Source organism: Sodalis sp. C49 (assembly GCF_046352915.1).
Lineage (GTDB): Bacteria > Pseudomonadota > Gammaproteobacteria > Enterobacterales > Enterobacteriaceae > Acerihabitans.
On sequence record NZ_CP163303.1, the window covers coordinates 3844944 to 3856912 of the forward strand.

Genomic DNA, 11969 nt, shown 5'->3' on the forward strand with positions numbered 1-11969 from the left:
TGAAATAACAGTTCATATATTCGCCACACGATCAAATTTTTTTTTAGTTTTTAAATAGTATGTATGACTGCTTACTCATTGTCATAAAGTGAATTACTTCACAGTTTAGCTATATTGACTGGCGATCGTGCTTCATTTTTGGCCAAACACCTGTGGATTGTTTTCGTTTGCTGCGTCTCACAAAATGTGTAAATCCCTACGGGTTATATTGACGTATTGGCAAACAGTTGCCAAATTGGGAGCCTCGGAATTCAGGAGGGGCAATGGATTGTTTGAATGGTCCCACGCATTCAACGCGTCGGGGGGTGCTGCCTCATGGGCATCCCGGCATATATTCCCTTCTTTGGTTCTGATGCCGCAAGGCGCACTGCACAGACCGCAGCATTAAAAAAAACAGCGTCTGGCCGTACAACACACAACATCACATCACACAATGGAGCAGAATGATGACAATTTCCTTGACCAAATCAGGGATACTGAAGGTCGGCATTAGCCTGGCGGCATTAGCCGTGGCGGCCAGCGTTCAGGCAAAGACTCTGGTATATTGTTCAGAGGGCTCGCCTGAAGGGTTCAACCCGCAGTTATTCACGTCCGGCACCAGTTTTGATGCCAGTTCCGTGCCGATCTACAATCGTCTGGTCGATTTCAAGCTGGGCACCACGGAAGTGATTCCGAGCCTGGCCGAAAAGTGGGAAGTCAGCGCCGACGGCAAAACCTATACTTTCCATCTGCGTAAAGGCGTGAAGTGGCAGGAAAGCAAGGATTTCAAACCGACCCGCGATTTCAACGCAGACGACGTGATCTTCTCCTTTATGCGGCAGAAAGACGCCAACCATCCTTACCATAAAGTCTCCGGCGGCAATTACGAGTACTTTGACGGCATGGGCATGGGCGATTTGATCGCCAGCGTGGAAAAAGTCGACGACTACACAGTGCGCTTCAACCTGACCCGCGAGGAATCGCCATTCCTGGCCGACCTGGCCATGGACTTCGCCTCCATCATGTCCGCCCAGTATGCCGATCTGATGCAAAAAGCGGGCACGCCGGAAAAAATCGATCTCAACCCGATCGGTACCGGCCCCTTCCAACTGCTGCAGTACCAGAAAGATTCCCGCATCCTGTACAAAGCGTTCGAAAACTATTGGGGCACCAAGCCGAAAATCGACCGCCTGGTGTTCTCCATTACGCCGGACGCGTCCGTACGTTATGCCAAGCTGCAGAAAAACGAATGCCAGATCATGCCGTATCCTAATCCGGCCGACATCGCGCGCATGAAAGAAGACAAAACCATCAACCTGATGGAACAGCCGGGCCTGAACGTGGGCTACCTGGCGTTTAACGTCGAGAAAAAACCGCTGGATAACCTGAAGGTTCGCCAGGCGCTGATCACCGCGGTAAACAAATCCGCCATCATCGACGCGGTATACCAGGGCGCGGGCCAGCCGGCGAAAAACCTGATTCCGCCGACCATGTGGAGCTATAACGACGCGGTGCAGGATTACGCTTACGATCCGGCCAAAGCGAAAGAACTGCTGAAGGAAGCGGGCTTGCCGGAGGGTTTCTCCATCGATTTGTGGGCTATGCCGGTACAGCGTCCCTACAACCCGAACGCCAGGCGCATGGCGGAAATGATTCAGTCCGACTGGGCTAAAATCGGCGTTAAGGCCAAGATCGTCAGCTACGAATGGGGCGAATACCTCAAACGCGCCAAGGCCGGCGAGCATCAGTCTGTTATGATGGGCTGGACCGGGGACAATGGGGATCCGGATAACTTCTTCGCCACCCTGTTCAGCTGCGATGCGGCAAAAGACGGCTCCAACTACTCAAGGTGGTGCTACAAGCCGTTTGAAGACCTGATCCAGCCGGCGCGCAGCACGTCCGATCATGCGAAACGCGTGGATCTGTACAAACAGGCCCAGGTGGTCATGCACGATCAGGCGCCGGCGCTTATCGTTGCCCATTCCACGGTATACGAGCCTGTGCGTAAGGAAGTGAAAGGGTATGTGGTCGATCCACTGGGTAAACATCATTTCGAGAACGTATCTTTAGACTAAAGGTCAATTAACCCCCCATATCCCTAAAGGGAGCTTCCCCCACCCATGCGGGGAAGCGGGAGTGTTCCCCGGTGCCGCACCGGGGAAGGAATCGCGCCAGCGAGGCCAGGGGGGAATCCTGAAGATGTGAGCTTTGATAACCCGGGCGCGTAATGCGCCCGGGTAAACTATCTACAGAAACAGAGAGTTCGGAATATGTTGCAGTTCATACTCCGACGTTTGGGACTCGTAATCCCGACGTTTATTGGTATTACCTTGCTGACGTTTGCGTTTGTCCATTTGATTCCCGGCGATCCGGTGCTGATCATGGCGGGTGAACGCGGAATGTCCCCCGAGCGCCACGCAGAGATGATGGCGGCGCTGGGCCTGGATAAACCCTTATTTCAGCAATATGTTCATTATGTCGTCGGCATTATGCACGGTGATCTGGGCATTTCGCTTAAAAGCCGCATCCCCGTTTGGCAGGAATTCGTGCCGCGTTTCCAGGCAACCCTGGAACTGGGTGTTTGCGCAATGATTTTTGCCGTGCTGGTCGGTATTCCCGCCGGGGTGCTGGCGGCGGTCAAACGTGGTTCGCTGTTTGATCATACCGCCGTCAGTATTTCGCTGGCCGGCTATTCGATGCCTATTTTCTGGTGGGGCATGATGCTCATCATGCTGGTGTCGGTGCACTTTAACCTCACCCCGGTGTCCGGGAGGGTGGGCGACACGGTCTTCCTGGACGACAGCATGCCGCTTACCGGCTTTATGCTGATCGATACCCTGATTTGGGGCCAGCCGGGGGATTTTAAAGACGCCGTGATGCATATGGTGCTGCCGGCCATCGTGCTCGGCACCATCCCGCTGGCGGTGATTGTGCGCATGACCCGTTCGGCGATGCTGGAAGTGCTGAGCGAGGATTATATCCGCACCGCCCGCGCCAAAGGCCTGAGCCGCATGCGCGTCATTATCGTCCATGCCCTGCGCAACGCCCTGTTGCCGGTGGTGACGGTTATCGGGCTGCAGGTCGGCACCCTGTTGGCGGGCGCTATCCTTACGGAAACGATTTTCTCCTGGCCGGGCCTGGGCCGCTGGCTGGTCGAGGCCTTGCAGCGCCGTGATTATCCGGTGGTACAGGGCGGGGTGTTATTGGTGGCGATCCTGATTATTGTGGTGAACCTGCTGGTGGACGTGCTGTATGGCGTGGTTAACCCGCGTATTCGCCACAAGAAATAGGGGAATGGAAAATGACTGAAATCTCTGAGCCGGTAATAACCGGCGCACCGAAGCCCATGACCCCGCTCCAGGAGTTCTGGCACTATTTTAAACGCAACAAGGGCGCGGTCATCGGCCTGGGCTATATCGTCCTGATGTTCGTCGTCGCCATCGGCGCCGGGGTCATCGCGCCCCATGGCCCGGCGGAGCAATTCCGCGAGGCCCTGCTGCGCCCGCCGGTGTGGATGGAGGGCGGCAGCTGGCAGTTTATCCTGGGCACCGATGACGTCGGGCGCGATATCATGACCCGCCTGATGTACGGCGCGCGCCTTTCGCTACTGGTCGGTTGCCTGGTGGTGGTCCTGTCGCTGATATTCGGCGTGATATTCGGGCTGTTGTCCGGTTATATCGGCGGATTGGTGGACGTGGTCATCATGCGCGTGGTGGATATCATGCTGGCGCTGCCCAGCCTGCTGCTGGCGCTGGTGCTGGTGGCCATCTTCGGCCCCTCCATCGTCAACGCCTCGCTGGCGCTGACGTTCGTCGCCCTGCCGCATTACGTGCGCCTGACGCGCGCGGCGGTGCTGGGCGAGGTGAACCGCGACTATGTGACCGCCTCGGGCGTGGCCGGCGCCGGACCCCTGCGCCAGATGTTTATCAACATCCTTCCCAACTGCCTGGCACCCTTGATCGTGCAGGCGTCGCTGGGCTTCTCCAATGCCATCCTTGACATGGCCGCGTTGGGCTTCCTGGGCATGGGCGCGCAGCCGCCGACACCGGAGTGGGGCACCATGCTCTCCGATGTGCTGCAGTTTGCGCAGAGTGCCTGGTGGGTGGTGACCTTCCCGGGGGTCATTATCCTGCTCACCGTGTTAGCCTTTAATTTGATGGGGGACGGACTGCGTGACGCGCTCGACCCCAAACTCAAGCAGTAACGAGGAAGCAATGGCGTTATTAACCATAGATAAATTATCGGTGCATTTCGGTGATGAAGGAACACCGTTTCGTGCCGTCGACCGCATCAGCTACCAGGTGGAACAGGGCCAGGTCGTGGGCATTGTCGGTGAGTCCGGCTCCGGCAAGTCCGTCAGCTCGCTGGCCATTATGGGCCTGATTGATTTTCCCGGCCGCGTCATGGCGGAAAACCTGGTATTCAACGGCCGGGATTTGCAGAAAATCTCCAACAGCGAGCGCCGTCAGCTGATTGGCGCCGACATCGCCATGATTTTCCAGGACCCGATGACCAGCCTTAACCCTTGTTACACCGTAGGCTACCAGATTATGGAAGCCATCAAGGTGCACCAGGGCGGCAACCGCAGGACCCGGCGCCAGCGCGCCATCGATCTGCTGACCCTGGTGGGCATCCCCGCGCCGGCATCCAGGCTGGATGTCTATCCGCACCAGCTGTCCGGCGGCATGAGCCAGCGCGTGATGATCGCCATGGCGATTGCCTGCCGTCCCAAGCTGCTGATTGCCGATGAGCCCACCACCGCGCTGGATGTGACCATCCAGGCGCAGATCATCGAGCTGCTGCTGGATTTGCAGCAGCGGGAAAATATGGCGCTGGTGCTGATTACCCATGACCTGGCGCTGGTGGCGGAAGCCGCGCATCATATTATCGTCATGTACGCCGGCCAGGTGGTGGAAACCGGCAAAGCGACGGAAATCTTCCGCGCGCCGCGCCACCCCTATACCCAGGCGCTGCTGCGCTCCCTGCCGGAATTTGCCACCGACAAGGCCAGGCTGGCCTCGCTGCCGGGCATGGTGCCAGGCAAATACGATCGCCCCACCGGCTGCCTGCTGAACCCGCGCTGTCCCTATGCCACCGATTACTGCCGCCAGGTAGAACCGGAGCTGCGGGATTTGCCGGATCGTCAGTCTAAATGTCACTATCCGCTGGATGATGCGGGGAGACCCACCCGATGAGCGAGACTATTTACGATCCGCAGGCAACCGCCTTGCTGCATGCGGTGGATTTAAAGAAATACTACCCGGTGAAAAAAGGGTTGTTCGGCAAGGAGGTCATGGTCAAGGCCCTGGACGGGGTATCCTTTACCCTGGAGCGCGGCAAGACGCTGGCGGTGGTGGGCGAATCCGGCTGCGGCAAGTCCACCCTCGGCCGTCTGCTGACCATGATTGAAACGCCCACCGGCGGGCAGTTGCATTACCTGGGCCAGGATCTGCTGAAACCTGATGTGACCGCCGCGCACCTGCGGCGCCAGAAGATCCAAATCGTGTTCCAGAACCCGTACGGCTCGCTGAACCCGCGCAAGAAGGTGGGGCAAATCCTCGAGGAGCCGCTGCAAATCAATACCTCGCTCAACCGCGCCGAACGGCGTGAGAAAGCGCTGGCGATGATGGCGAAGGTGGGGCTGCGCACCGAATACTATGATCGTTATCCGCATATGTTTTCCGGCGGCCAGCGCCAGCGTATCGCCATTGCCCGCGGGCTGATGCTCGACCCCGACGTGGTCATCGCCGATGAGCCTGTATCGGCCCTGGACGTATCGGTGCGCGCCCAGGTACTGAACCTGATGATGGACCTGCAGCAGGATATGGGGCTGTCGTATGTGTTTATTTCCCATGACCTGTCGGTGGTGGAGCACATTGCCGACGAAGTGATGGTGATGTACCTGGGCCGCTGCGTGGAGAAGGGCAGCAAAGAGGCGATTTTCAGTAATCCGCGCCATCCCTATACCCAGGCGCTGCTGTCGGCCACACCCAGGCTGAACCCGGATCTGCGCCGCGAACGCATCAAGCTGACCGGCGAGCTGCCAAGCCCGCTGAACCCGCCCCCGGGATGCGCCTTTAGCGCCCGCTGCCGCCGCCGTTTCGGTACCTGTACCGAACTGCAGCCGCAGCTTAAGCGCTACGGCGACCAGCTGGTGGCCTGCTTTGCCGTCGATCAGGACGAGGCGCAGGGCATTCGCTGAGTTTGATAACAAGACCGTGCCTGCGGGCATGATGGGATTTTTCCTGCCTATCATGACCGCTTCAAACGTATGTGCAATTATGCCTTCGTACCCTTATTACCTCAGTGTCATCCTAACCTGATGACCGGTTACGCCAACAGTCCATAATAGATTTTTGTTATTGTTTATTCTCAGATATATGCGTTTTCGTTATGCACATAAACGTGCGCACAGTGAAACGATGAAACCGACCTTCTTAAATACGAAAGCCCAGCCATTAAACTAGCAAATGCTAAAAATTGTATCACTATTAATCTGATCAAAGCTGTGACAGAAGAGGCAAGAGATAGATAACAATTTTTCAAACATGTTTGAGGGCGAGTTTGCCGCCACCGCGAAGGCAAAAAAAAGGCAGCAGAATCAAGAAAACAATAAAGCGCGGGCCCAAGTTTTTAAAATGTTTTCAGGATGTAGGAAATTTTACTGATGATGATCATTATGGCTTGATTTGAAGGTATTATCTATGTGTCTGCCACATCCGTTTTTAAGGCGAATATAATGAATTATCTCTCAAAAAAGGAGAACAATTTTGCCACAGTATTTCTTCCTGCGTCGATGCCCAATCAATCGTATCTTGCTAGTCGTGAGGATCTTGATGCGATAATTCGCTGGGGATAAGCTGTTTTTAAAATCGGCGTCGAGCCGATGTATTCCTGCAGAACTTACTACGAAACGAGATCTAGACGAAACACCGGTTAAAGACATAGATATTTGGCAGCAAAGCAGACATACAGGGTATGAACATTGGTAAATATCATCCGGTGGAGGTGGGACCATGACTTCTGTCCCACAGTTTAGATGTTGATGCTGCCTACTTACTCCATAGGCTTAAAGTTGTAAATATTATCTGTGTTCGTTTTAGCTGGTTTAAGCTTTCTACTATCGCTGACATCTTTTAGAGCAAGAGAAACCCTTCGGCCTTTATTAAAACCGGTCGCATACATAATTTCACAAAGATCTTTCGAGTGAAAGTTCTGAAAAACATCAATATTTTTATGTATGTACTCGCCTGAAAAACAAACTTCCTGATCCAGTGCTTTCAGCTTATAGTTATTGCCAATTGTCATTTCAGTTATGTAATAAGCTTCGTAATCTTTTTGTATTTTAGATTCAATTAGGCTTATTTCAATTAGGTTGTTAGGGTTAATGATATGTAGTAAGTTTTCACTTTTTTTTATATCCTCGAATGTTAAACTAATATATTCATGACTACCAAATTCTTTAAACATGTATTTGGATTTATAGGGGATCCTGGATTTTATTACTTCACTTAAAGTTAATTGATACTGAGGGGTAAAAACTGCCTTAACCCATTTTATAACTAAACGCCAATGCATTAATCACCTCAGAATATTTAATATCAAGAAAAATATTTAATGGTTTTGATTATAATACCAACTATAGAATAAGATTTATATGCCGAAGGGACTAAATCCTGATCTATCGATACCGCAGTGAACAAATAACCTGTATCTTCAATAAATACACGTCTAAAACAAGGAGTGCAATTGTTTATTTTTACTAAAACAATATCTCCGTCATGGGGTGTGTTATCTTTTTTTACTATGCAAATTGTTCCGCTAGAGAATTGTGGGTATAGAGAATCATTATTTATATTAATAGCAAAACAATCATTATTTCCAAATACACATAATTCTGTAGTATAAGTATCATATGTATCCAACACGTTATCCAAAAATATATTTAATTCATTAAGTTTTATTAATGGCAGTGTTTTAATTTTTTTATGACTTATTGCCTGCCTTTCTATATTAATGTCTGTGAACTCGCTTAGGCTAACTTCAAAAAATTGAGCCAACGCGACAATCGTTGCGAGCGTAGGATTTCCGATACCTCGCCGCATACTATTGATAGTTGCTGTGCCAAGACCGGTTAAGGTGCTTAATTCTGTACTGTCAACATTTCTTGTTGACATCAAATAAACCAAATTTTTCCCAATAGTAAGAAGTGCTTCATGCTCACCATTTTGATTTTTTAAGTCAATTTTATGCATTATATTGTCTCTGTGATGATATATTGAAAAAAATACAGTATATTGTCACTCAGAACTAAAAACGAGTAATTTATGTCCGTTAGATATTGCTCTATTGTTTATTTTCCTAGTGGTTAGAATAATTAATATTAAGCTGAGTTATATAGATATTTAAATATATTTTATTCAAAATGATTGTCTATCAAAGTATATTTTTCCCTTGAAAATCACATGCTAGTTTACATTGACACAATCACCATATAACGAAGGAGACATAAAATTAATTTTTTCGATTATCTTCTCTCAAAAAAAGTTGAGTTTTCCCGTACACCGGGCGGATTAATCATAATCAACGATACCCTTGACCTTAGCGATAGTGGTGTGACTCATCTACCTGAATATTTAATTGTCATGGGATCATTGATTTTAAAAGGTTGTGCTATTAATAAGCTACCCAATAAACTCAAGGTTTATGATAATCTTGACGCTAAAGATACGAAGGTTCGGATATTACCAATAGACATAGAGGTTGGACAATCTATCTTCATGGAAAACACTAATATTGAAGCCCTACCTGATGATTTTCATTGTAATGATTCATTAGATCTTGAAAATACGCCTATCGATAAACTGCCCACAAACCTACGTGTAAATGGGTATTTAAATATAAAAGGAACCTTGATTACTGAATTAAGAGATGATTTATTGATAGGGGGCCCTCTACTTGTTGATTTAGAAAATCTGCAAAATCATTTTGCTTGGCGTAGTGTAGATACTGCGGCCTTAGCTTTTGAAGCAGAACACAATCATAAGCCTAAAAGTGCCATGCTTTTATCGCAAAGGTTAGATAATTGCTCTCAGATTTTTTTTGCAGTATGGGTATCCAGAACAATCAGGATTTCATTCTTGGATTTTTATGGGACAATGGAGCAATTCGTGGCTATTCATGATTCAGAGATAATTAAAGAAATTATGTTTGAATGTGTACAAGAATTAGACGAAAAGATAAAAAAATAAGTATATCGAATATAATTATTATAGCAGATATTCTCCTCCGGTACTTCGGCAATATACTGAGAGGAGAAACTGAATTTTTACTCTAATTTCCAGATTAATATTGATGTTAAATTTTAAAAAAATAGTACTTTTCATCTTTTATAACTTTAAGCTATTCGTTAATAGTGATATTTTAAAATATTTCTGACATTATAGGTACACTTTAATAATTAACCAGGAAGAAATAATTTCTAATAATAAATATGCTATATTTTTCAATTTGTATAAAAAGTAAATTATTCAATTAAACGAAGTAATAAAAAAGCATGACTTATTGAAATTTTGAAATTAAGATTATGACCTGTTCTCTCTAAATGTTAAAACTATTAAAGCACTACTAAAAAGTCTAAAGGCCTTAAAGATGAAGATCTTTTCCAATACAAGTATGTACACGTTAACAGACGATAATTTTTAAAAGGGATTTTATGAATACAGATTACAAGCTATACGGTTTATTTGTCGGATTAACTGTTACCATCATGGTGATGTGCGACACATTGATGTTTAAGGTATTTAATTTAGGCGACTTTAGAATTACCGCTAGCGGCATTATATTTTCATTATTTTATTTATTATCAACTATTTCCACGGAAGTTTATGGTTATAAATTAGGGGGGCGTACGGTTTGGATTGTGGTTTTATGCCAAACAATATATGTTTTTTTAATAAATATATGTGCAGTTATTCAAGTTGATTCGAATGCCTATTCCCAGCACTATTATGGCCTCTACAATGACTTTTGGCGGGTAACCGTTGCGACCTGGGTCTCGATGCCGGCATCTTATTTTTGCAATAGCTTTTTAATATCCAAGCTTAAAGTGTATTTCAACGGCCGCTTTTTCATCATCCGCTATACCTTATCCGCCATGATGGCCCAGGCGGTATTGCTGATTACCGATTATCCAATCAGTTTATCATCTAAATATTCATTTTATGAATTAGTTAATATCATATCTACTACGTGGTGCTATAAAGTGGTTATGTCAATTATACTTTTACCCGTTGGCATTTACATCGTACACAAAATTAAAAAGATTGAAAAAACGGACTATTACGACTGGGGAATCTCTTATAATCCGTTAACTGTATTCAAGGGGACCAATGATGATGTTAAGAGGAATAAATTCGATGATAAAGGGTAACATTTTTTATGCATGTGGCCCTGTCGAGGGCCGCACGCGACTGCACTTGTAGTTCGGGTAATTATTTCAGCGACCAGTACGTCAGCATCCGCAGGCTGGCGGAATAGTAGTCTTCCTGCGGCTGGATATTGTCATTGACCTGCGCGCCGTTGCCCATGATGGCGTCGCGAATGGCCAGCATGCCCGGCGATAGCATGAAATCGGCCTTGGCGCCGGTCAGCACATCGACCCAGGCGGGAGTGGCCAGCCGGTCGAACTGGCGCCAGTAGGCGACGTACGGCCCAAGCGCCAGGCTGTTGCGCTGCGCCCAGTTGATATACAGCGGTATGCGCACCGCGTCAAAGCTAAAGCGCGACGGCCAGCGATCGGAAGGCGTCAAGGAGCCATCCGCCCGCAGGGTGACCCAATCGGTGGGCAGCCGGGGGTCGCCAAAGCGCATCAGCCCCAGGATTTTAAGGGAATCGGCGGTTAAATCGTTCCAGATCTTCAAATGGCCGGCCTGGTAAAACGCCTGCCAGGCGGGGAAGATAAAGTATGACGGATTGAGCGTCACCGAGCTGGTCTGGTTAAAGCCCGACGCCCCCGGCAACAGCAGGTTGAAGCCGGCGAACTTAATCACATTGTGTTTGATTATCGCCGCCTGCAGCGCGTTCGACGCCGCGGTATAGTTCGGCAGTTTCCACTTGTCCCCGGCCTGGAGCAGCGCCCAGGCGATCAGGGTGTCGCCGTCGGAGGCATTGTTGATGTCGGCCACCGGCGGGGTAGCGGCGGGATCGTAGCGCCAGGAGTACAGGCCGATGTCTTTACGGTACAGATGCTGGTTGGTCCAATTCAACAGGGTATCGAAGGCGGCGCGGTCGTTATAGTTTACCGCCAGCAGCATGGCGTAGCCCTGCCCCTCGGTATGGCTGACATTGTGGTTGCCGGTATCGATAATGCGGCCTTCCGGCAGCATATAGCGGCTTTTATAATGTTGCCAGCCGGCGCTGTCGGCCTGCGCCGCGCCCGTCAGCAGGGCGAAAAACATAGCGAGCAGCAGCGGCAAATGGCGGGCAAATTTCATAACGCTTCAATCCCTTAAATAGTGTTTTGATAACTAAAAGTCATTATGCCTTCCGCGCTGTCCTGCTGCCAACGCAGCGCGACATGAGGCTGTCCGCCCTGGGCTAATATCCATTCAGCATAGGCGCCTTCCAGGATCGCCGCCAGCCCGGCGGTCCACTCCTCCGGCTCAGCGCCCGTAGCCGCGGGAGGAACGGCATGATGTATCAACGTGAGATGGGTTTCACCCGGCTGCAGCCGCACAAAGCCCCAATTGAATTCCGACCAGAGCCGGTTAAAGCCATCTTCCAGATCCCCGACCGTTTCGGCATGGGGTAAAGGAAAGCGCCCGGCCAGTTGGCTACCCATCAGGTTAAGGAACTGGCGGCGATCTTCGTCGCCGGCATTGGCGGCGATGCCGGAGATCATGATATCGAGCAGATCCTGCCAGCCGGGCTGATATTGCCGCCGGCGGAAGTAAACCAGCTCGGACGTTGCGTCAGATATATCCTGCATA

General features: G+C 49.6%; 11 protein-coding genes. 7 read left to right on the forward strand and 4 right to left on the reverse strand.

The genetic code is table 11. The features are described 5' to 3' along the window. The first annotated feature begins 446 nt into the window (after nt 1-446). From dppA to dppF, 5 genes are all read left to right on the forward strand, one after another. A complete protein-coding gene (gene dppA / locus ABUK12_RS17300) occupies nt 447-2054 on the forward strand; it encodes a dipeptide ABC transporter periplasmic-binding protein DppA (protein ID WP_410016688.1) in 1608 nt (535 codons plus the stop codon). A gap of 195 nt (nt 2055-2249) precedes the next feature. Next, complete coding sequence (gene dppB / locus ABUK12_RS17305) at nt 2250-3269, forward strand: dipeptide ABC transporter permease DppB (RefSeq protein WP_410013011.1); 1020 nt, start codon at nt 2250-2252, stop codon at nt 3267-3269. Nucleotides 3270-3280: 11 nt separating this feature from the next. After that, entirely contained in the window at nt 3281-4183 is a 903-nt protein-coding gene (gene dppC, locus ABUK12_RS17310) for a dipeptide ABC transporter permease DppC (protein WP_410013012.1), read from the forward strand. Between the two features lie 10 nt (nt 4184-4193). Next, nucleotides 4194-5174 carry a dipeptide ABC transporter ATP-binding protein gene (gene dppD, locus ABUK12_RS17315; RefSeq protein ID WP_410013013.1) on the forward strand — a complete coding sequence of 327 codons (981 nt, stop codon included), beginning with the start codon at nt 4194-4196 and terminating at the stop codon, nt 5172-5174. Further along, nucleotides 5171-6181 carry a dipeptide ABC transporter ATP-binding subunit DppF gene (dppF, locus tag ABUK12_RS17320; protein ID WP_410013014.1) on the forward strand — a complete coding sequence of 337 codons (1011 nt, stop codon included), beginning with the start codon at nt 5171-5173 and terminating at the stop codon, nt 6179-6181. Before dppD ends, dppF begins: the two co-directional genes overlap by 4 nt. Before the next feature lie 854 nt (nt 6182-7035). On the opposite strand, the gene ABUK12_RS17325 is transcribed toward dppF, so the two are convergent. Then, complete coding sequence (locus ABUK12_RS17325) at nt 7036-7557, reverse strand: hypothetical protein (protein WP_410013015.1); 522 nt, start codon at nt 7555-7557, stop codon at nt 7036-7038. 23 nt (nt 7558-7580) lie between these two features. Beyond that, nucleotides 7581-8234: a S24 family peptidase gene (locus tag ABUK12_RS17330; protein ID WP_410013016.1), complete on the reverse strand. Its 654-nt coding sequence runs from the start codon at nt 8232-8234 to the stop codon at nt 7581-7583. A gap of 360 nt (nt 8235-8594) precedes the next feature. Between ABUK12_RS17330 and ABUK12_RS17335 the strand changes: the two genes are divergently transcribed. Beyond that, a complete protein-coding gene (locus ABUK12_RS17335; RefSeq protein WP_410013017.1) occupies nt 8595-9230 on the forward strand; it encodes a hypothetical protein in 636 nt (211 codons plus the stop codon). Nucleotides 9231-9694: 464 nt separating this feature from the next. Next, nucleotides 9695-10411, forward strand: coding sequence for a VUT family protein (locus ABUK12_RS17340; RefSeq protein ID WP_410013018.1), 717 nt, complete (start codon nt 9695-9697; stop codon nt 10409-10411). A 61-nt stretch (nt 10412-10472) separates the two neighbouring features. Here ABUK12_RS17340 and ABUK12_RS17345 read toward each other — a convergent pair whose 3' ends face one another. After that, nucleotides 10473-11474: a glycosyl hydrolase family 8 gene (locus ABUK12_RS17345; protein ID WP_410013019.1), complete on the reverse strand. Its 1002-nt coding sequence runs from the start codon at nt 11472-11474 to the stop codon at nt 10473-10475. Nucleotides 11475-11488: 14 nt separating this feature from the next. Then, nucleotides 11489-11968, reverse strand: a complete 480-nt coding sequence (bcsD, locus tag ABUK12_RS17350; RefSeq protein WP_410013020.1) for a cellulose biosynthesis protein BcsD — start codon at nt 11966-11968, stop codon at nt 11489-11491. Between the last annotated feature and the right edge of the window lies 1 nt (nt 11969).